Origin of the sequence: Ramlibacter tataouinensis TTB310, assembly GCF_000215705.1 — a bacterium.
Lineage (GTDB): Bacteria > Pseudomonadota > Gammaproteobacteria > Burkholderiales > Burkholderiaceae_C > Ramlibacter > Ramlibacter tataouinensis.
The window spans coordinates 3491346-3511675 of record NC_015677.1 but is presented as its reverse complement, the minus strand read 5'-3'; the positions used below and the strand labels follow the sequence as shown (position 1 = coordinate 3511675).

At 70.3% G+C, this 20330-nt stretch carries 21 protein-coding genes, 1 tRNA gene and 1 pseudogene; 9 read left to right on the top strand and 14 right to left on the bottom strand.

What is annotated here, in order from left to right; translation table 11 throughout:
• Positions 1-91 precede the first annotated feature (91 nt).
• Positions 92-673: a transcription elongation factor GreB gene (gene greB / locus RTA_RS16865; RefSeq protein WP_041675691.1), complete on the top strand. Its 582-nt coding sequence runs from the start codon at positions 92-94 to the stop codon at positions 671-673.
• Here the strand turns inward: greB and RTA_RS16860 are convergent.
• The 6 genes from RTA_RS16860 to RTA_RS16840 form a co-directional block, all read right to left on the bottom strand.
• Positions 662-2932 (bottom strand): RelA/SpoT family protein, encoded by a 2271-nt coding sequence (locus RTA_RS16860; protein ID WP_041675690.1) that lies wholly within the window; start codon positions 2930-2932, stop codon positions 662-664. The genes greB and RTA_RS16860 overlap by 12 nt on opposite strands.
• A 94-nt stretch (positions 2933-3026) precedes the next feature.
• A complete protein-coding gene (gene rpoZ, locus RTA_RS16855) occupies positions 3027-3230 on the bottom strand; it encodes a DNA-directed RNA polymerase subunit omega (RefSeq protein ID WP_013902641.1) in 204 nt (67 codons plus the stop codon).
• A gap of 21 nt (positions 3231-3251) precedes the next feature.
• A complete protein-coding gene (gene gmk / locus RTA_RS16850; protein ID WP_013902640.1) occupies positions 3252-3872 on the bottom strand; it encodes a guanylate kinase in 621 nt (206 codons plus the stop codon).
• Positions 3873-3880: 8 nt separating this feature from the next.
• On the bottom strand, positions 3881-4039 hold the full coding sequence (locus RTA_RS21050; protein WP_013902639.1) for a hypothetical protein: 159 nt from the start codon (positions 4037-4039) through the stop codon (positions 3881-3883).
• A complete protein-coding gene (locus tag RTA_RS16845) occupies positions 4036-4260 on the bottom strand; it encodes a hypothetical protein (RefSeq protein WP_041675689.1) in 225 nt (74 codons plus the stop codon). Before RTA_RS16845 ends, RTA_RS21050 begins: the two co-directional genes overlap by 4 nt.
• Before the next feature lie 83 nt (positions 4261-4343).
• The gene (locus RTA_RS16840) at positions 4344-5267 is read right to left on the bottom strand and encodes a YicC/YloC family endoribonuclease (protein ID WP_013902638.1); all 924 of its coding nucleotides are present in this window, start codon (positions 5265-5267) and stop codon (positions 4344-4346) included.
• 78 nt (positions 5268-5345) lie between these two features.
• Between RTA_RS16840 and RTA_RS16835 the strand changes: the two genes are divergently transcribed.
• The 5 genes from RTA_RS16835 to hemW all read left to right on the top strand — a co-directional run bounded on the left by RTA_RS16835 (position 5346) and on the right by hemW (position 9895).
• On the top strand, positions 5346-6353 hold the full coding sequence (locus tag RTA_RS16835) for a serine/threonine protein kinase (RefSeq protein WP_041675688.1): 1008 nt from the start codon (positions 5346-5348) through the stop codon (positions 6351-6353).
• Positions 6354-6365: 12 nt separating this feature from the next.
• Complete coding sequence (locus RTA_RS16830) at positions 6366-7268, top strand: PP2C family protein-serine/threonine phosphatase (RefSeq protein ID WP_013902636.1); 903 nt, start codon at positions 6366-6368, stop codon at positions 7266-7268.
• Between the two features lie 60 nt (positions 7269-7328).
• Positions 7329-8060, top strand: a complete 732-nt coding sequence (rph, locus tag RTA_RS16825) for a ribonuclease PH (RefSeq protein WP_041675687.1) — start codon at positions 7329-7331, stop codon at positions 8058-8060.
• Between the two features lie 90 nt (positions 8061-8150).
• The gene (locus RTA_RS16820) at positions 8151-8711 is read left to right on the top strand and encodes a non-canonical purine NTP pyrophosphatase (RefSeq protein WP_049871395.1); all 561 of its coding nucleotides are present in this window, start codon (positions 8151-8153) and stop codon (positions 8709-8711) included.
• Positions 8708-9895, top strand: a complete 1188-nt coding sequence (gene hemW, locus RTA_RS16815) for a radical SAM family heme chaperone HemW (protein WP_013902633.1) — start codon at positions 8708-8710, stop codon at positions 9893-9895. The genes RTA_RS16820 and hemW overlap by 4 nt, the downstream gene beginning before the upstream one ends.
• An 8-nt stretch (positions 9896-9903) precedes the next feature.
• Here hemW and RTA_RS16810 read toward each other — a convergent pair.
• The 8 genes and pseudogenes from RTA_RS16810 to RTA_RS16775 all read right to left on the bottom strand — a co-directional run bounded on the left by RTA_RS16810 (position 9904) and on the right by RTA_RS16775 (position 14381).
• Positions 9904-9993 (bottom strand) — tRNA-Ser (locus RTA_RS16810).
• Between the two features lie 20 nt (positions 9994-10013).
• Positions 10014-10661, bottom strand: a complete 648-nt coding sequence (gene ureG / locus RTA_RS16805; protein WP_041675686.1) for an urease accessory protein UreG — start codon at positions 10659-10661, stop codon at positions 10014-10016.
• The gene (locus RTA_RS16800; protein WP_013902631.1) at positions 10658-11380 is read right to left on the bottom strand and encodes an urease accessory protein UreF; all 723 of its coding nucleotides are present in this window, start codon (positions 11378-11380) and stop codon (positions 10658-10660) included. The genes ureG and RTA_RS16800 overlap by 4 nt, the downstream gene beginning before the upstream one ends.
• Positions 11319-11825, bottom strand: a pseudogene (gene ureE, locus RTA_RS16795) (urease accessory protein UreE); the annotation flags it as partial. The gene RTA_RS16800 and the pseudogene ureE, both read right to left, overlap by 62 nt.
• Positions 11826-11828: 3 nt before the next feature.
• A complete protein-coding gene (gene ureC / locus RTA_RS16790) occupies positions 11829-13547 on the bottom strand; it encodes an urease subunit alpha (RefSeq protein WP_013902629.1) in 1719 nt (572 codons plus the stop codon).
• A complete protein-coding gene (locus RTA_RS16785) occupies positions 13548-13853 on the bottom strand; it encodes an urease subunit beta (protein ID WP_013902628.1) in 306 nt (101 codons plus the stop codon).
• 16 nt (positions 13854-13869) lie between these two features.
• Positions 13870-14055 carry a hypothetical protein gene (locus RTA_RS16780; RefSeq protein WP_013902627.1) on the bottom strand — a complete coding sequence of 62 codons (186 nt, stop codon included), beginning with the start codon at positions 14053-14055 and terminating at the stop codon, positions 13870-13872.
• A 23-nt stretch (positions 14056-14078) separates the two neighbouring features.
• Positions 14079-14381 carry an urease subunit gamma gene (locus tag RTA_RS16775; RefSeq protein ID WP_013902626.1) on the bottom strand — a complete coding sequence of 101 codons (303 nt, stop codon included), beginning with the start codon at positions 14379-14381 and terminating at the stop codon, positions 14079-14081.
• Between RTA_RS16775 and RTA_RS16770 the strand changes: the two genes are divergently transcribed.
• The 3 genes from RTA_RS16770 to RTA_RS16760 all read left to right on the top strand — a co-directional run bounded on the left by RTA_RS16770 (position 14380) and on the right by RTA_RS16760 (position 20285).
• Positions 14380-17922, top strand: a complete 3543-nt coding sequence (locus RTA_RS16770; RefSeq protein WP_013902625.1) for a hybrid sensor histidine kinase/response regulator — start codon at positions 14380-14382, stop codon at positions 17920-17922. The two genes, RTA_RS16775 and RTA_RS16770, sit on opposite strands and share 2 nt — an antisense overlap.
• On the top strand, positions 17919-18926 hold the full coding sequence (locus RTA_RS16765; RefSeq protein ID WP_013902624.1) for a response regulator transcription factor: 1008 nt from the start codon (positions 17919-17921) through the stop codon (positions 18924-18926). Before RTA_RS16770 ends, RTA_RS16765 begins: the two co-directional genes overlap by 4 nt.
• Positions 18927-19085: 159 nt before the next feature.
• Positions 19086-20285, top strand: a complete 1200-nt coding sequence (locus RTA_RS16760; protein ID WP_049871322.1) for an ATP-binding protein — start codon at positions 19086-19088, stop codon at positions 20283-20285.
• The last annotated feature ends 45 nt before the right edge of the window (positions 20286-20330 follow it).

Sequence of the window (20330 nt, the reverse complement as noted above, 5' to 3'; positions counted from 1 at the left end):
GATGTCAGGCGTAGGCCGACAACCCTGTAGGACGCCGGCTTGGCGCGGGGCGGCACGTCAAGCGCCCCTGCGGCGCCGCTATCCTCGGGCCATGAGCAAGGCATTCACGCGCGAAAGCGACGGCGGGGGCGAGGGCGACGACGAAGACGCCGCCGTGCCGGCGTTGCCCGCGGGCACCCGCAACTACATCACCCCCGCCGGCTACGCGCGCCTGCGCGCCGAGTTGCTCGGCCTGATCGACGAGGAACGGCCCAAGGTGGTGGAAGTGGTGCACTGGGCGGCCAGCAACGGCGACCGCTCGGAGAACGGCGACTACCTGTACGGCAAGAAGCGGCTGCGCGAGATCGACCGGCGCATCCGCTTCCTCACCAAGCGCCTGGAGGCGGCGGAGGTCACCGACCCCTCGGTGCACCATGGCCGCGACCAGGTCTTCTTCGGCGCGACCGTCCGCTACGCCGACGGCGCGGGTCAGGAGCGCACCATCAGCATCATGGGCATCGACGAGGCCGACAGCCGGCAGGGCCAGGTGAGCTGGATCTCGCCCATTGCCCGGGCCCTGCTCAAGGCGCGCGAGGGCGACGTGGTCAAGCTGGTCACGCCGGCCGGCGTGCAGGAGATCGAGGTGCTGGAGGTGAGCTACCCCGCGCCGGCGCCGGCGGCTTCAACGCGCTGAATGGCCGGGGCGCACCCGCTGCACGCGCATCACGCCGGAGGTGCGCTTGAGGGTGCGCATGGCCGCCTCCAGGTGGCTGCGGTCGCGCACCGCGATCACGAAGCGCAGGTCAGTGGCGTCCTGCGCCCGCTCGTCGTCCATGTCCACGTGCGTGATGTCGGCCTCGGCGCCGGCCAGGGCGGCCGCCACCCGGGCCAGCACGCCCTTGCCGTTGGCGATGGTGACCAGCAGGTTGGTCTCGAAGGGCCGCACCGGCTCCTCGGACCATTCGACGCCGATGAAACGCTCGCTGTCCTTGTGCTGCAGGCGCTTGGCCACGCCGCAGTCCTCCATGTGCACCACCAGGCCTTCGCCGCGGCCCAGGTAGCCCACGATGCGGTCGCCCGGCACCGGGCGGCAGCAGGAGGCGTACTGCACCGAGGCGTTCTCGCTGCCGTCCAGCGACACCGCGCCCTGGGACACGTTCTCGTGCGCGGTGAAGCGCTCGCGCGTGAGCAGCAGCGCGTCGGGCTTCTGGCCGTGCTCGGCCATCAGGTTCATCAGCCGCTTGGCCACGATGCTGGCGATGCGCTTGCCCAGTCCGATGTCGGTCAGCAGCTCGGCGCGGCTCTTGTTGCCTGTGAAGCGCAGCAGCTTCTCCCACAGCGGCTGGTAGTCCCCGGTCTCGGGCGGCAGCTTCTCGATGCCCTCGGCGCGCAGCGCCTGGGTGAGCAGCTTCTCGCCCAGCTCCTGCGACTCGGTCTGGGCCAGGGTCTTGAGGTGGTGGCGGATCTTGGAGCGGGCGCGGCCGGTGCGCACGAAGGCCAGCCAGGCCGGGTTGGGCGTGGACACCGGCGCCGTGACCACCTCCACCACGTCGCCGTTCTTCAGCTCGGTGCGCAGCGGCACCTGCACGCCGTTGATCTTGGCCGCCACCGTGCGGTCGCCGATGTCGCTGTGGATGGCGTAGGCGAAGTCCACCACCGTCGCGCCGCGCGGCAGGGCCATGATCTGGCTCTTGGGCGTGAACACGTAGACGGCGTCGGGGAACAGGTCGATCTTGACGTGGTCCCAGAACTCGGCGGCGTCGCGCGTCTCGTGCTGGATGTCCAGCAGGGACTGCAGCCACTTGGTGCCCAGGCGCTCGGCCGTGTCGGCTTCCGGCGGGCTGGCCTTGTAGAGCCAGTGTGCCGCCACGCCTGACTCGGCCACCACGTGCATGGCCTCGGTGCGCATCTGGAACTCGACGTTCACCCCCGACGGGCCGACCAGGGTGGTGTGCAGGGACTGGTAGCCGTTGACCTTGGGGATGGCGATGTGGTCCTTGAAGCGCCCGGGCACCGGCTTGTACATCTGGTGCAGGATGCCCAGCGCGGTGTAGCAGTCGATCACCGAGGGCACGACGACGCGGAAGCCGTAGATGTCGGTGACCTGGGCGAAGCTCAGGTGCTTCTCGTCCATCTTGCGGTAGATGGAGTACAGCGTCTTCTCGCGCCCGGCCAGGCGGATGGCGATGCCCGCCGCCTCGAAAGCCGCCTCCACCTCGCGCTGCACCTTCTGGATCAGGTCGCGGCGCCGGCTGCGGGCCTTGGTCACCGCCTTGGACAGCACCTGGTAGCGCCAGGGCTTGAGGTGGCGGAACGACAGCTCCTGCAGCTCGCGGTAGGTCTGGTTCAGGCCCAGCCGGTGGGCGATGGGCGCGTAGATCTCCAGCGTCTCGGACGAGATGCGCGTCCATTTCTCGCGCGGCACGTCGTCCAGCGTGCGCATGTTGTGGGTGCGGTCGGCCAGCTTGATCAGGATGACGCGCACGTCGCGCGCCATGGCCAGCAGCATCTTGCGGAAGGACTCGGCCTGGTTCTCCTCGCGCGTGTTGAACTGCAGCTTGTCCAGCTTGGTCAGGCCGTCCACCAGCTCCGCCACCGGCGCGCCGAAGCGTTCGATCAGCTCGGGCTTGGTGACGCCGCAGTCCTCGATGGCGTCGTGCAGCAGGGCCGCCATCAGCGCCTGGGCGTCCAGCTTCCATTCGGCGCATTGCGCGGCGACCGCGATGGGGTGGGTGATGTAGGGCTCGCCGCTGGCGCGGATCTGGCCCAGGTGCGCCTCGTCGGCGAAGCGGTAGGCGCGCCGCACCTGTTCGATGTCGACGGCTTCCAGGTAGTCCAGCCTGGCCGTGAGCGCGGCAAAGCTGGCGGCCGCCGCATTCGCGGCCGCGGGGCTCGGCGAAGCGGGCGGAGCCTTTTGCCTGCCCCTGCCAAAGAAGTTCAGCACCGCGCTCATGGCTCAAATGTAGCGCGGGCGCCATCCGTGCCCCCGGCACCAACAAAAAAGCACCGCGGCGCGGTGCTTTTCGTGAAGTGCTGCGGCGCCGGGGTCAGCCGGGGACCTTCTTGAGCATCTCCAGGCCGACCTTGCCTTCGGCGATCTCGCGCAGGGCCGTGACGCCCGGCTTGTTCTTGCTCTCGATCTTGGGCGCGTGGCCCTGGCTGAGCATGCGAGCGCGGTAGGTCGCAGCCAGCACCAGCTGGAAGCGGTTGGGGATCTTCTGCAGGCAGTCTTCGACGGTGATGCGGGCCATGGGCGTCTTTCGGGCGGTCGGTCAGATGATGTTCAGGGCCTTGAAGGTGTCGGCCCGGGCGCGGCGCTGGGCCGATACCTTGAGGCGCTGCGCATGGACGATCGCCTTGAGGTCGAACAGCGCGCGCTCGAAAAGCTCGTTGATTATAACGAAATCGAACTCGCCGACCTGGGCCATCTCCTTGGCCGCGTTGGCCAGCCGCAGCTCGATCACCTCGGGGGCATCCTCGCCCCGGCGCTCCAGCCGCGAGCGCAGTTCCTCCCAGCTGGGCGGCAGGATGAACACCAGCACCGCGTTGGCGAAGATGCGCTTGATCTGCAGCGCGCCCTGGAAGTCGATCTCCAGGATCACGTCCGAGCCCTGGGCGATGCGCTCCTCGATCGCCTTCTTGGAGGTGCCGTAGCGCTGGCCGTGCACGTGCGCCCATTCGACGAAGGCGTCGGCCAGCACCATGGTGTCGAATTCCTGGGTCGAGACGAAGTAGTACTCCCGGCCGTGCTTTTCCTGCCCGCGCGGAGGCCGGGTGGTGTGGGAGACCGAGGGCTGCACCCGCGAGTCCAGCTCCAGCAGGGCCTTGACCAGGCTGGACTTGCCGGCGCCGCTGGGGGCGGCGACGACGAACAGGTTTCCGGGATAGTCCATGTGCGGCCCTAGTTCAACAGGGTGAGGTGCTGCTGGCGCTCCTCGGAGGTGGCCAGCAGCTGCGCGATGCCGGCGTCGAAGGTCAGCAGCCTGACCTTGTGGCGGATGGCCAGGGCAGCCAGCCAACCGGGGATGATCAAAGCGTTCGCGTCCAGCAGGTGGGTCACGAGGGATCGTCCATCAGGTCCCGGACCTGGCGCGACGTTGCTAGCGATGTGCCGGGCTGGAGGTCGAACACCCAGACGCCATTTTTCTGCTTCATGGACAGCTTGCCAATGCTTCGACGAATCAGCTCCGAACCGGCTTGTCCCAACTTGAGCGAGCGAGCATGGGCACCCGCCTGCGCCTGGTCGGAAGCGTCATCCTCAATGGTCAGCGTGGTTCGCATGATGATGCAGCCGAGCGTACTTGACGCATTTTAGCGTGGGCTGCATCAAGGAGGCAGGCGTTGGTCAATGCGCCGCCTCGGGGCTACTCGATGTTCTGCACCTGCTCGCGCATCTGCTCGACCAGCACCTTCATGTCCACCGAGATGCGCGTGAGCTCCAGGGCGGCCGACTTGGAGCCCAGGGTGTTGGCCTCGCGGTGCAGCTCCTGGATCAGGAAGTCCAGCCGCTTGCCGACCTCGCCGCCCTTCTTGACCAGGCGCTCGATCTCGTCGAGGTGGGCGCCCAGCCGCGTCAGTTCCTCCGCCACGTCGATGCGGATGGCGAAAGCCGTGGCCTCGGCCAGGGCCCGGTCCTGCGCCGCTTCCGTGGCCGGGGCGCCGCCGGTGCCGCCGCCCAGCGCCATGGCCTCGTTCCAGCGCTCCAGGAAGCGCGCGCGCTGCTGCTCCACCAGCTGCGGCACCAGGGGCCGCGCCTGGCCAGCCAGGGCGCGCAGCTGTTCCAGGTGGCCGAGCAGCATGGCCGCCAGCCGCGCGCCCTCCCGCTCGCGCGATGCCAGCAGGTCGTCCAGCGCCTGCCGTGCCAGCTGCTGCACCGCCTCGCCCCAGTCCCCGGCGGGTGCCTGCTGCGCGGCCGACAGCCGCAGCACGTCGGCCACGCCCAGCGCCGGCGCCTCGGGCAGCCAGCTGCGCACGGTGTCCTGCAGGCTGGCCAGCCGCTGCAGCAGGCGCGCGCCGGGATCGGCCACCGCATCGCCTGCGCCGCCCTCGACGCCGCCGCGGACTTCGACCTTCCCTCGCTTGAGGCGGCCCTGCAGAAGTTCGCGCAGCGCCGGTTCGTGCTGGCGCAGTTCTTCCGGCAGGCGGAAGCTGAGGTCCAGGAAGCGGCTGTTGACCGAGCGGATCTCCAGGCCCAGGCGGCCGGTGGTGGCCCTGGCCTCCTGACCGGACGGCGCTTGCGCCCCGTTGTGCTGGGCGCTTGCGTAACCGGTCATGCTGTAAACTGGCATCGAGGTGTCCGACAGGGTCTTCGTGTTGCGGGATAGCGAGGATGGCGGGCCCGTGGTGGGCCGCTACATTCTTAAATTATGTCAAAGGTCAAACCAGCCCCCTTGCCACCGGACACCGTGATCGGCGGCTACCGGGTGGTGCGCAAGCTGTCCGCCGGCGGCTTCGGGGTGGTGTACCTGGCCGTCGACAACGAGGGCCAGCAGGTCGCCGTCAAGGAATACCTTCCCTCCTCGCTGGCCACCCGCGGCCCCGGCGAGCTGCTGCCGCAGGTGCAGCCGGAGAAGCTCTCCCTCTACCGCCTGGGCCTCAAGAGCTTCTTCGAGGAAGGGCGCGCGCTCGCGCAGATCTCGCATGCCTCCGTGGTGAGCGTGCTGAACTTCTTCCGCGAGAACGAGACCGTCTACATGGTGATGAACTACCTGGAGGGCGCGACCCTGCAGGACTTCATCATCACGGCCCGTGAACTGAAGAAGCAGAAGGTGTTCCGCGAATCGACCATCCGGTCGCTGTTCGACGAGATCCTGCGCGGCCTGCGCATCGTGCACCAGCACAAGATGCTGCATCTGGACATCAAGCCTGCCAACATTTTCATCACCGACGACAACAAGGCGGTGATGATCGATTTCGGCGCCGCGCGCGAGGTGCTGTCCAAGGAAGGCAACTTCATCCGGCCGATGTACACGCCCGGCTTCGCCGCGCCCGAGATGTACCGGCGCGACTCGTCCATGGGCCCCTGGACCGACATCTACGCCATCGGCGCCTGCATCTACGCCAGCATGCAGGGCTACCCGCCCAACGACGCGCCGCAGCGGCTGGAGAAGGACCGCCTGGCGCTGGCCCTGTCGCGCCTGCGCGGCGTGTACTCCGACAACCTGATCGAGGTGGTCGAGTGGTGCATGTCGCTGGACCCGCTGTCGCGTCCGCAGTCCGTGTTCGCGCTGCAGAAGGAGCTCTCGCGCGAGGGCGAGCGCCGCTACACCAAGCTCACGGTGGGCGAGAAGATGCGCCTGCAGTTCGACAACATGGTGACGGACACCAAGAAAGGCGTGAAGCGGGCCACCGGCTTCGGCGCCAAGCTGAAGTAAGGCGCACGGGCCGTGAAGTTCTCCATCTTCCAGATCAGCCGCAAGGGCGGCCGCGAAAAGAACGAAGACCGCATGGGCTATTGCTACACGCGCGAGTCCGGGCTGTTCGTGCTGGCCGACGGCATGGGCGGCCACCCCGAGGGCGAGGTCGCGGCGCAGCTGGCGCTGCAGACCGTCTCGGCGCTGTACCAGCGGGAAGCGCGGCCCCAGGTGGGCGACGTCACCGAATTCCTGGCCGGCGCGGTGATGGCGGCCCACCACCAGATCATCCGCTACGCCAGCGAGAAAGGCATGCTGGACACGCCGCGCACCACGCTGGTGGCGGCGCTGCTGCAAGGGGGCGCGGCCACCTGGGTGCACTGCGGCGACTCGCGGCTGTACGTGGTGCGCGACGGCGAGCTGCTCACGCGCACGCGCGACCACTCCTACCTGGAGCAGCACAGCGCCGGCGTGATCCAGCTGGAGCGCATCAACCGCAACATCCTGTTCACCTGCCTGGGCTCGCCGGTCAAGCCGGTGTTCGACGTGACGGGGCCGGTCGTGCTGCAGCAGGGCGACAGGATCCTGCTGTGCTCGGACGGGCTGTGGGGCAGCCTGCCGGACGACGTGATCGTGCAGCACCTCAGCACCAAGCCCGTCGCCGACGCGGTGCCCGATCTGGTCGAGGCGGCGCTGCGCAGCGCCGGCGAGGGCTCGGACAACGTCACCGTGATCGCGCTGGAGTGGGAGACGCCCGACGCCTTCGAGTCCACCCACGGCGTGTCCACCGACAGCATCAGCGAAGGCGTGTTCGCCTCCACCATCCAGGCCGGCGTGCTGGACGGCATGGTGGAGGACCTGGACGACGAGGCCATCGAGCGCTCCATCGCCGAGATCAACGAGGCCATCCGCCGCTCGGCCGCCCGCAAGACCTAGGAGCCGGGCTGGCCGAAGCCGGACATCCGCACGGATGTCCTGACTCCTTCCCGAATACCCATGACCTCATTCCAAAGAACCACCGGCCGCGCCGCCGACCAGCTGCGGCCCGTGCGCATCACGCGGGGCTTCACCATCCATGCCGAAGGCTCGGTGCTGATCGAGTTCGGCCAGACCCGGGTGCTGTGCACCGCCTCGGTGGAGGAGAAGGTGCCGCCGCACAAGCGCGGCAGCGGTGAGGGCTGGGTCACGGCCGAATACGGCATGCTGCCGCGCGCCACCCACACCCGCGGCGACCGCGAGGCCGCCAAGGGCAAGCAGAGCGGCCGCACCCAGGAGATCCAGCGCCTGATCGGCCGCTCGCTGCGCGCCGTGTTCGACCTCAAGGCCCTGGGCGAGCGCACCATCCACCTGGACTGCGACGTGCTGCAGGCCGACGGCGGCACCCGCACCGCGGCCATCACCGGCGCCTTCGTCGCCGCCCAGGACGCGGTAACCAAGCTGATGGCCCAGGGCAAGCTGGCCGCCTCGCCCATCACCGGCCCGGTGGCCGCGGTCTCCGTCGGCATCGTCGAAGGAACGCCCTTGCTGGACCTGGAGTACGTGGAAGACGTGGCCTGCGACACCGACATGAACGTGGTGATGACCGGCGCCGGCCACTACGTGGAGGTGCAGGGCACGGCCGAGGGCGCGGCCTTCACCCGCGCCGAGATGGACGAGCTGCTGCGGCTGGCCGAAAAAGGCATCGCCGAGCTGGTCGGGCTGCAGCGCCGGGCGCTTTCCAACGACTGACCAAGGCCGGCCCGCGGGCCGGCAGCCGACGTGATTGCGAAGATCGTCCTGGCGTCCAACAATGCCGGCAAGCTGGCCGAGCTGCAGGCCATGCTGGCGCCGCTGGGGGTGCAGCTGGTGCGCCAGTCCGAGCTGGGCGTAAGCGAAGCCGAGGAGCCGCACCGCACCTTCGTCGAGAACGCCCTGGCCAAGGCGCGCCATGCCGCGCGCGTCAGCGGCCTGCCGGCTATCGCCGACGATGCCGGCCTGTGCGTGGATGCCTTCGGCGGCCTGCCGGGCGTGGACACGGCTTACTACGCCACCCGGTTCGGCTACCCCAAGGGGGACGACCACAACGTGCGCGCGCTGCTGGAGCAGATGCGCGACGTGGAGAACCGCCGGGCGGCCCTGGTCAGCACCCTGGTGGCGCTGCGCAGTGCCGACGACCCCGAGCCGCTGATCGCGGTGGGCCGGGCCGTGGGCGAGATCACGCGCGAGCCGCTGGGCGCCCACGGCTTCGGCTTCGACCCGGTGATGTTCATCCCTTCCTTCGGCCGGACCTTCGCCCAGCTGCCGCCCGAGGTGAAGAACGCGAACAGCCACCGCGGCCGGGCGGCGCGGCAGATGCTGCAGCTGATGCGCGAACGCTGGTTCCAGGGGATTGCCTCATGATCGACCTGCAGCACTACATGCGCCCCGGCACGCTGCAGCTGGGCGCGCTGCCGCCGCTGTCGTTGTACCTGCACCTGCCCTGGTGCATCCGCAAGTGCCCGTACTGCGACTTCAATTCGCACGAGATGCGGGCGACCGACATGCCCGAGCAGCGCTACCTGGACGCCCTGGTCGCGGACCTGGAGTCGGCCCTGCCGCTGGTGTGGGGCCGCACCATCCACAGCATCTTCATCGGCGGCGGCACGCCCAGCCTGTTCTCGCCGGCCGCCATCGACCGGCTGCTGGGGGACGTGCGCGCCCGCCTGCGGCTGGAGCCGGATTGCGAGATCACGCTGGAGGCCAACCCCGGCACCTTCGAGAAGGAGCGCTTCCGCGGCTACCGCGCCGCCGGCGTGACCCGGCTGTCGGTGGGCGTGCAGAGCTTCGACGACGCGCACCTGAAGGCCCTGGGCCGGGTGCACGACCGGGCGCAGGCCATCGCCGCGGTGGAAGAGGCCGCCGGCGCCTTCGGCACCTTCAACCTCGACCTGATGTACGCGCTGCCGGGCCAGACGCTGGAGCAGCTGGACCAGGACCTGACCCAGGCGCTGGCCCTGGCGCCGCCGCACCTGTCGGTCTACCACCTCACCATCGAGCCCAACACCTACTTCGCCAAGTTCCCGCCGCAGGTGCCGCCGGACGACACCGCCTACGCCATGCTGGACCGCCTGACCGAGCGGACGGCGGCGGCCGGGCTGGGGCGCTACGAGGTGTCGGCCTATGCGCGTCCCGGCCATGCCTGCCGGCACAACCTCAACTACTGGCAGTTCGGCGACTACCTGGGGCTGGGCGCGGGCGCGCACGGCAAGCTGAGCTTCGCGCACCGCGTCGTCCGCCAGGTGCGCTATCGCGAGCCGCGGCTGTACATGGAGCGGGCGCTGGCCGGCCAACCGATCGCGCAGGAAGACGAGGTGCGCCGCGCCGACCTGCCGTTCGAGTTCATGCTCAATGCGCTGCGGCTGAAGGACGGGTTCGCGCTGCGCGACTTCAGCGAGCGCACGGGGCTGCCGCTGACGGCGATCGAAGGCGGCTTGGAAGAGGCGCAGCGCCGCGGGCTGATCGAACGGAGCCTGGGCCATGTGCGGCCCACCGCGCGGGGCTTCGACTTCCTGAGCGACCTGCAGGCGCTGTTTTTGCCGGGGTGACCCGCCGGTGGCGGAGAGTGTGGGATTCGAACCCACGGACGCCTCGCGACGTCGCCGGTTTTCAAGACCGGTGCATTCAACCGCTCTGCCAACTCTCCGGGACCGAAGATTCTAAGCGTCAGGCCGTGACCAGCAGTCCCTTGCGCTCGATGAAGGCCACCACCTCATCCACGCCGGCCAGCGTCTTGAGGTTGGTCATCACGTAGGGCCTGTCCTTGCGCATGCGCCGGGTGTCGGCCTCCATCACCGCCAGGTCGGCGCCCACGTGCGGCGCCAGGTCGGTCTTGTTGATGACGAACAGGTCGCTCTTGGTGATGCCGGGGCCACCCTTGCGCGGGATCTTCTCGCCGGCGGCCACGTCGATCACGTAGATGGTCAGGTCGGACAGCTCGGGGCTGAAGGTGGCCGCCAGGTTGTCGCCGCCGGACTCCACGAACACGATGTCGGCTTCGGGGAACTCGCCCAGCATGCGGTCGATGGCCTCCAGGTTGATGGAGGCGTCCTCGCGGATGGCCGTGTGCGGGCAACCGCCCGTCTCCACGCCCAGGATGCGCTCGGCCGGCAGCGCACCGCTGACGGTGAGCAGGCGCTGGTCTTCCTTGGTGTAGATGTCGTTGGTGATGGCCACCAGGTCCCAGCGCGCGCGCATGGCCTTGCACAGCATCTCCAGCAGGGTGGTCTTGCCCGAGCCCACCGGGCCGCCGATCCCCACGCGCAGGGGCGGCAGCGGCTTGGTGCGATTCGGGATGTGGTGCAGTGTGCTCATGATCGGAACAAACGGGAGTACTGGTGCTCGTGCCGGGCCGACAGGATGGCCAGCATGGGCGCGAAGGACTGGCGGTCGTCGTCGCCCAGGGCCAGGGCCTGGTCGACCGCGGCGGGGATCTCGGCGGCCAGGCGCGCCAGGATGCGCTGGCCCGCGCCCTGGCCCAGCGGCACCGACTTGATGGCGGCCTGCATCATGTTCTCGGCCCAGCCGAAGGCGTAGGCCAGGGCGATCTCGCGCAACGGGGCGGGGCTGCGGCCGGCAGCCAGGGCGAAGGCGACGGGGTAGGTGGGGGCGGGCGAGGGCAGGTCGGCGGCGTCCGCTCCCACCGCCTTCATCCACTCCAGCAGCGAACGGCCCATCTGCTCGGTCTGCAGCCGCAGCTCGCTGGTCTCGCGCGTGCGCCGCACCCAGGCGTCGAGGGCGGCCACGCGAGCCGCGTCGCCTTCGCGCCAGGCCGTCACCGCCTGCGCCAGCACCGACAGGTCGGCCCGCGCCAGGCCCAGGTGCAACTGGTCCGCCAGCCACGCCCCCGCGCTGGCCTCGCCGGTCACCAGCCCCTGTTCCACGGCGGCCTCCAGCCCTTCGGAGTACGAGAACCCGCCCACCGGCAGGGCCGGCGAGGCCAGCCACAGCAGCTGCAGCAGGGCGGCGTCAGTGCGCGTGGCCGTGGTCATGCCCATGCCCGTGCTGGTGCCCGCCGTGACCGTGGCCGCCATAGGCGCCGCCTTCGGGCTCGAACGGCAGCTGCGCCTCCCGCACGATCAGGTGCATGGAGCGCAGCATCTGCGCCAGCACGTGGTCGGGCTCGATCCTGAGCTGGTCGGGCTGGAGCTCGATGGCCACGTGGCGGTTGCCCAGGTGGTAGGCGGCGCGCATCAGGTCGAACGGGGTGCCGTGCCGCGGGCAGTGGGTGATCAGCAGCACCGGCTGCGGCGCCGCCAGCACGCGGACGAGGGAGCCGTCCTCGGCCACCAGCACGTCGCCGCCGCGCACCGCCGTGCCGCGCGGCAGGAAGACGCCGATGTGGCGGCCGCGGGAGTCCGCGCAGTCGAAGCGCGATTTCTGGCGCACGTCCCAGTCCAGTTCCACGGTGGCCGCCCGATTGAGCAGCACCGGGGCGAGGCCCCGGCCGGCGGGCAGCAGCTTGCTGGCTTGCAGCATGGGTCAGAACAGGAAGTAGCGCTGCGCCATCGGCAGCACGGAGGCGGGTTTGCAGGTCAGCAGCTGGCCGTCGGCGCGCACCGTGTAGGTCTGCGGGTCGATCTCCATCTTCGGCAGCCAGCCGTTGTGGACCATGTGCTGCTTGCGCACGGCGCGGATGTCCCTGGCCACGCCGATGGTCTTGCGCAGGCCGAAGCGCTCGGGCACGCCGGCGGCCAGCGCCGCCTGGGAGACGAAGGTGAGGGCGCCCTTGGCGAGCGCGCCGCCGAAGCTGCCGAACATGGGCCGGTAGTGCACCGGCTGCGGCGTGGGGATGGAGGCGTTGGCGTCGCCCATGGCCGCCATGGCGATGAAGCCGCCCTTGAGGATGAGCGACGGCTTGATGCCGAAGAAGGCCGGCTTCCACACCACCAGGTCGGCCCATTTGCCCGGCTCCACGCTGCCCACCTCGTGGCTGATGCCGTGGGCGATGGCGGGGTTGAGGGTGTACTTGGCGACGTAGCGCCTGGCGCGGAAGTTGTCATTGCGTGGGCCATCGCCTTCCAGCGCGCCGCGCTGCTGCTTCATCTTGTGCGCGGTCTGCCAGGTGCGCAGGATGACCTCGCCGACGCGCCCCATGGCCTGGCTGTCGCTGGACATCATGCTGATCGCGCCCAGGTCGTGCAGGATGTCCTCGGCCGCGATGGTCTCCTTGCGGATGCGGCTCTCGGCGAAGGCCAGGTCCTCGGCGATGGCGGGATCCAGGTGGTGGCACACCATCAGCATGTCCACGTGCTCGTCCAGCGTGTTCACGGTGTACGGCATGGTGGGGTTGGTGGAGGAGGGCAGGAAGTTGGCCTCGCCCACCACGCGCAGGATGTCCGGCGCATGCCCGCCGCCCGCGCCCTCGGTGTGGAATGCGCAGATGCCGCGTCCCTTCGTGGCCGCGATGGTGTCCTCCACGAAGCCGGACTCGTTGAGCGTGTCCGAATGGATGGCTACCTGGATGTCCATCTCGTCGGCCACATCCAGGCAGTTCCCGATGGCCGAGGGCGTGGTGCCCCAGTCCTCGTGCAGCTTCAGCCCGATGGCGCCGGCGGCCACCTGCTCGCGCAGCGCCTGCGGCAGGCTGGCGTTGCCCTTTCCCATGAAGCCCAGGTTTATGGGAAAGGCGTCGGCGGCCTGCAGCATGCGCTCCATGTTCCAGGAGCCGGGCGTGCAGGTGGTGGCGAAGGTGCCGGTGGCCGGTCCGGTGCCGCCGCCGAACATGGTGGTGATGCCGGACGCCAGCGCCTCCTCGATCTGCTGCGGGCAGATGAAGTGGATGTGGCTGTCGATGCCGCCTGCGGTGACGATGGCGCCCTCGCAGCTGATGATCTCGGTGCCCGGCCCGATCACGATGTCCACGCCCGGCTGGGTGTCGGGGTTGCCGGCCTTGCCGATGGCGGCGATGCGCCCGCCCTTCAGGCCGATGTCGGCCTTGACGATGCCCCAGTGGTCCAGGATGAGGGCATTGGTCAGCACGGTATCCATGGCCCCTTCGGCCCGCGTGCGCTGCGACTGCGCCATGCCGTCGCGAATGGTCTTGCCGCCGCCGAACTTGGCTTCCTCGCCATAGCCGCCGGCGCGCAGCGTGTAGTCGTCCTCGACCTCGACCAGCAGGTCGGTGTCGGCCAGCCGGACGCGGTCGCCGGTGGTGGGGCCGAACATCTCGGCATAGGCCTGGCGCGCGATCCTGGCCATCTACAGCCTTCCCTGGACCAGGCCGCGGAAGCCGTGCACGGCGCGCCCGCCGGCGTAGTCGACCAGCTCCACCGTGCGCTGCTGCCCGGGCTCGAAGCGCACCGCGGTGCCCGAGGCGATGTTCAGCCGCATGCCGCGGGCGGCCAGGCGGTCGAAGTCCAGCGCGCCGTTGGTCTCGGCGAAGTGGTAGTGGGAGCCGACCTGGATCGGCCGGTCGGCCGTGTTGCGCACCACCAGCGTGGCCGTGCGCCGGCCGGGGTTGAGTTCGTGGTCGCCGGCCTGCGCCAGCAGCTCGCCAGGGATCATCGCCGCCGCCTTCGCGCTACTGGCCGCCGCGCGACAGCCAGACCGCCAGCGCCGCCAGGGCGCCCACCAGCAGCAGGCCGAAGCTGTCGGTCGCGTGCCAGTGGTCACCGGCCAAGCCGTGGCCTTCGTGGGCGAAGGCGGCCCCGGCGTGCGCCAGCCAGGCGCCCGCGGCAGCGGCCTTGAGGGTGATCGAACGTGTCATCGGCAATGCCTCCTGGCGCTGTGTCAGACGATGGGCTGGTGCACGGTCACCAGCTTGGTCCCATCGGGGAAGGTGGCCTCGACTTGGATGTCGGGGATCATCTCGGCCACCCCATCCATCACCTCGTCGCGCGTGAGCAGGGTGCGTCCTTCGCTCATGAGCTGGGCGACGGTGCGGCCGTCGCGCGCGCCTTCCATGACGGTGGCGGAGATCAGTGCCACCGCCTCCGGGTAGTTGAGCTTCAGGCCGCGGGCTTTGCGGCGCTCGGCCAGCAGGGCGGCCGTGAAGATCAGCAGCTTGTCCTTTTCGCGGGGGGTGAGTTCCATGGCGGGCGGGGTGTCGGGCATCTTATTGCAAGGGCCATGCCGAGCCGTTTGGCATGGAACCTGCACCCCGCCCCGCGTGAGCGAGAGCATCCCCCCGCAACCGGCCGACGCGCCCCAGCGCGTGGTCAAGGTCCGCCGCGACTACAACAGCTGGGTGGCGCGCGAGACCCTGGAGGACTACGCGCTGCGCTACACGCCGCAGCGCTTTCGCAAGTGGTCGCCGTTCCGCGTGGCCAACACCGCCTTCGGCGCGGCCTCGTTCCTGATCCTGGAGGCGGTGGGCGCCACGCTGCTGGTGCAGTACGGCTTCACCAATGCCTTCTGGGCCATTGTCGCCACGGGACTGATCATCTTCCTGGCGGGATTGCCGATCAGCTACTACGCCGCCCGCTACGGCGTGGACATGGACCTGCTCACGCGGGGCGCCGGCTTCGGCTACATCGGCTCCACCCTCACCTCGCTGATCTACGCCTCCTTCACCTTCGTCTTCTTCGCGCTAGAGGCGGCCGTCATGGCCTACGCGCTGGAGCTGGCGCTGGGCATCCCGCCGACCTGGGGCTACCTGCTGTGCGCGGTGGTCGTCATCCCGCTGGTGACGCACGGCGTGTCGGCCATCAGCCGGCTGCAGCTGTGGACCCAGCCGCTGTGGCTGGTGATGCTGGTCGTGCCCTTCGCCTACGTGCTGGCGCGCGATCCTGGTGCATTCGACGGCATCACGGGTTACGCCGGGCACGCCGGTGGTGCCGCCGGCTTCGATCTGCACCTGTTCGGTGCCGCGCTCACGGTGGGCATCGCTCTGATCACGCAGATGGGCGAGCAGGCCGACTACCTGCGCTTCATGCCCGCGTGCACCGCGGCCAACCGCCGCGGCTGGTGGGCGGCGGTGCTGGCCGGCGGGCCGGGCTGGGTGCTGCTGGGCGTGGTCAAGATGCTGGGCGGCGCGCTGCTGGCCTGGCTGGCCATCAGCCACATGGTGCCGGCCGAGCGCGCGGTCGACCCCAACCAGATGTACCTGGCGGCCTACGAATACGTGTTCCCCCAGTACGGCTGGGCGGTGACCGCCACCGCGCTGTTCGTGGTGGTCTCGCAGCTGAAGATCAACGTCACCAACGCCTACGCCGGCTCGCTGGCCTGGTCCAACTTCTTCTCGCGCGTCACGCACAGCCACCCGGGCCGGGTGGTCTGGGTGGTGTTCAACACGCTGATCGCCTTCATGCTGATGGAGATGAACGTGTTCCACGCGCTGGGCGAGGTGCTGGGCCTGTACGCCAACATCGCCATCGCCTGGTTCATGGCGGTGGTGGCCGACCTGGTGGTGAACAAGCCGCTGGGCCTGTCGCCGCCCGGCATCGAGTTCAAGCGCGCCCACCTGTGGGACGTCAACCCGGTGGGGGTGGGCGCCATGGCGCTGGCCTCGGCGCTGTCCATCGCCGCCCACCTGGGCGTGTTCGGCGCGGCGGCGCAGGCCTTCTCGGCCGTGGTGGCCCTGGTGGTGGCCTTCGTCGCCGCGCCGGCCATCGCCTGGTTCACCCGAGGCCGCTACTACCTTGCCCGAAAGCCTTCGGACCGCCCGGCGGCGCAGGCGTCCACCCTCGCGCGCTGCGTCATCTGCGAGCGCGATTACGAGGCGCCCGACATGGCGCATTGCCCGGCCTACCAGGGCGCCATCTGCTCGCTGTGCTGCACGCTGGACGCACGCTGCGGCGACGCGTGCAAGCCCCACGCCAGCCTGGCGGCCCAGTGGTCGGCCACGCTGCGCCGGCTGCTGCCGCGGCGCGTGTGGCCCTACCTGGACACCGGCCTGGGCCACTTCATCCTGCTGATGCTGGTCATCGCGCCGGTGCTGGCCGCGGTGTTCGGCCTGCTGTACCACCAGGAGATGCGCGCGCTGCAGGCCGTGGCCGGCGACGGGCCGCCGCTGTTCGAGGGACCGCTGCGCTCGGGCTTCCTGAAGGCCTACGTGGCCCTGCTGGTAATCGCCGGCATCGTGGCCTGGTGGCTGGTGCTGGCGCACCAGAGCCGGCAGGTGGCGCAGCAGGAATCGAACCGCCAGACCCGGCTGCTGGTGCGCGAGATCGACTCGCACCGCCTGACCGACCAGGCGCTGCAGCAGGCCAGGCGCGTGGCGGAGGAGGCGCGCCATGCCGCCGAGCAGGCCAACCAGGCCAAGAGCCGCTACATCGGCGCCGTCAGCCACGAGCTGCGCACCCCGCTCAACAGCATCCTGGGCTATGCCCAGCTGATGGCCGAGGACGCCGGCGTGCCGCCGCACCGGCGCCAGGCGGTGCACGTGATCCGGCGCGGCGGCGAGCACCTGCTGTCGCTGATCGAGGGCACGCTGGACATCGCCCGCATCGAGGCCGGCAAGCTGGCGCTGCAGGTGGCGCCCATACGCCTGGCCGACTGCGTGCAGGAGGTGGCGGCCATGTTCGAGCCACAGGCGGCGGCCAAGGGCCTGGCCTTCCGCTTCGAGGCGACCGGCCTCCCTCAGGCGGTGCGCGCCGACGAAAAGCGGCTGCGCCAGATCCTGTTCAACCTGCTGGGCAACGCCGTCAAGTTCACGGCGCGGGGCGGCGTCACCTTCCGCGTTCGGCACGCGCGCGAGATGGCGCTGATCGACATCGAGGACACCGGGCCGGGCCTGTCGCAGGAGGAGATCGAGCGCGTGTTCGAGCCCTTCGCCCGCGGCAGCAGCGCCGCCTCGGGCGCCGCGCCCGGCGCCGGGCTGGGCCTGACCATCGCCAAGATGCTCACGGCCCTGATGGGCGGCGAGCTCACCGTGAGCAGCCGGCCCGGCGCGGGGGCCGCCTTCCGCCTGCGCCTGTTCATGCCCGAGGTGGCCGCAGAGGCGGCGCCGGCGGCCGGTCGGCCCGCGCGGCGCTGCGGCTACGAGGGCGCGCGCCGCCGCCTGCTGGTGGTGGACAACGAGGAGGCCGACCGCGAGCTGCTGGTGCAGCTGCTGGCGCCGCTGGGCTTCGAGATCCGCACCGCCGCCAGCGGCCATGATGCGCTGGACCTGCTGCACGCGGGCCGTTTCGTGCCCGACGCCATCCTGATGGACCTGGCCATGCCGGGCATCGACGGCTGGGAGACCCTCCGCCGGCTGCGGCGGCTGCCGCCGCCGGTGAAGGCCCGGATCGCCATCGTTTCCGCCAACGCCTTCGACAAGGGGCTGGACAACGACGCCGGCGTGCAGCCGGACGACTTCATCCTCAAGCCGGTGCGCCACGGCGAGCTGCTGGACTGGCTGCAGCGCGCCCTGGGCCTGCGCTGGCTGTACGCGCCGCCGGACCCGGCACCAGAGGCGGCGGCGTCCCCGGCGCCCCTGGTGCCGCCCGATGCCGCGGCGCTGGCTGCCCTGCGCGAAGTGGTGGAGCTGGGTTATCTGCGCGGCATCCTGAACCGGCTGGACGAGATCGAGGCGGCGCAGCCGGCCAGCGCAGCTTTCTGCCGCTCGCTGCGCGAGCAGGCGCGCCGCTTCGAGATCGAGGCGATCGCGCTGCAGCTGGCGCGCGCCGGCGCGCCGGAGGGCGCGGCATGAGCCGCACGGCCGCTGCGGCGCTGGACCGGGCCCGGGGCGACCTGGTCCTGGTGGTGGACGACGTGCCCGACAACCTGGCGCTGCTGCACGATGCGCTGGAGGAGTCCGGCTGCACGGTGCTGGTGGCCACCAGCGGCGCGGCGGCCCTGCAGCGGGCGTTGCAGGCCCTGCCCGACATCGTGCTGCTGGACGCGGTGATGCCGGGCATGGACGGCTTCGAGGTGGCGCGCCGGCTCAAGGCCGGGCCGGCCACGGCGCACATCCCCATCATCTTCATGACCGGCCTGACCGAGACCGAGCACCTGGTGGCGGGGCTGGAGGCCGGCGGCGTGGACTACGTGACCAAGCCGATCAAGCCGCGCGAGGTGCTGGCCCGCATGAACGTGCACCTGGGGAGCGCGCGCCGCGCGCGCCAGGAGGCGCAGCAGGCCGGCCAGGCGCGCAACGCGCTGGACGCCTTCGGCTACGCCAGCATCACCGTGCGCGCCGACGACGGCCGGCTGATGTGGCAGACCCCGCTGGCGCGCGACCTGCTGCTGGCCTACTTCGGCGGCCATCCGCCGCACTGGCCGAACCTGGCGCCGCAGGCGGTGACCGACTGGCTGCGCCGCAGCCTGGCCGATGCGAACCGGCAGGTGGAGCCGCCGCGCCTGGTGGTCGAGCTCGGTGCGCGCCGCCTCACCTTCCGGCTGCACCAGCAGACCGGCGACGGCGGCACGGGCGAGGGCGAGTGGCTGATCGTGATGCGCGAGGTGTCGGACGCCGCCGTGGTCGAGGCCATGAGCCTGTGTTTCAAGCTCACCGCCCGCGAGGCCGAGGTGCTCTACTGGGTGGCCAAGGGCAAGATCAACCGCGACATCGCCGACATCCTGGGCGCCAGCCCGGCCACGGTGAAGAAGCACCTGGAGCGCATCCTGGCCAAGCTGGGCGTGGAGACGCGCACGGCCGCGGCGGCCATGGCCCTGAACCGCATCCGCCAGCTGCAGCCGCAGTTCGAGGCTTGAGGACGTCGTCGAGCACCCGGGCGCTCCTCGTCCGCACCGAAGGTTTCAATCAGCCGGGATCCAGGGTTTCAATCAGCCGGGCATGTTACTTACAATCAGCCGGTGCCGGAACTTTCAACCAGCGACCCCGTATTTCCCCGTTTCGCCCAGCAACCGCTCATGGAGGCGCTGGCGGACACGCCCGTGGTCCTGCTGCATGGCCCGCGCCAGAGCGGCAAGACCTCCCTGGCGCGTGCCGTGGCCGAGCCGGCCGGCTATGGTTACCTGAGTTTCGACGACGACAACCTGCTGGCGGCCGCCCGTACCGACCCCGTCGGCTTCGTGGCTGATCTGCCGCCGCGCATGGTGCTGGACGAGATCCAGCGCATTCCTGAAATCTTCACCTCGCTCAAGGCTTCGGTCGACAAGGACCGCCGGCCCGGGCGGTTCCTTCTGACCGGCTCGGCCAATGTCCTGCTGCTGCCGGCCTTGGCGGACTCGCTGGCCGGACGGCTGGAAGCCCAGCGTCTCCACCCCTTGGCGCAGTGCGAGATCGAGCGGCGTCCCGGCACCTTCCTGCACAAGCTTTTCGGGGGCCGGTTCGCACCGGCCAGGCACCAGCGCCTCGGGCTGGCACTGGCGCAGCGCATCGTGGCGGGCGGCTATCCTGCGGCGCTCGCGCGCAGCGAAAACCGCCGGCGCGCCTGGTACCAGGCCTACGTGCAGGCCCTGGTGCAGCGGGACGTACGCGACCTGGCCCGCATCAGCGCCCTGGACGCGCTGCCGAGGCTGCTCGAGTTCGCCGCTGCGCAGACAGCCAGGCTCTTCAACCTCAGCGAGCTGGCAGGCCCGTTCCAGCTCAGTCGTCCCACGATACGCGACTACCTGATCTTGCTGGAACGCCTGTTCCTGCTGGAAACCTTGCCGCCATGGCACCTGCGCCAGCTGCCGCGGCTGGTCAAGACGCCCAAGATCCATCTGGGCGATACCGGCCTCGCCTGTGCGCTGCTGCGGGTGGACGCGGCCGAGGTCTACCAGGACCGCACCCTGCTGGGGCAGCTGGCGGAAACCTTCGTCTTCCAGGAACTGCGGCGCCAGGCCAGCTGGCAGCCGCAACCCGTGGCCTTCCATCACTTCCGCGATCGCGACGACCACGAAGTGGACATCGTCCTGGAGAGGGGGCCCCAGGAACTGGCCGGTGTGGAGGTCAAGGCGTCCAGCACGGTGCGGGAAGCCGATTTCCGCGGCCTGCGCAAGCTCAGGGAAGTGGCCGGTCCGCGCTGGCGCTGCGGCATCGTGATGTACGACGGCGATGCCGTCCTGCGCTTCGGGCCCGACCTTCTGGCCGTGCCGATGGCCGCACTGTGGGAGGCGGCCTGATCCAGGCACCGGCCACCCTCCCGCCGGTGCCAGGGGCCCGGCCGG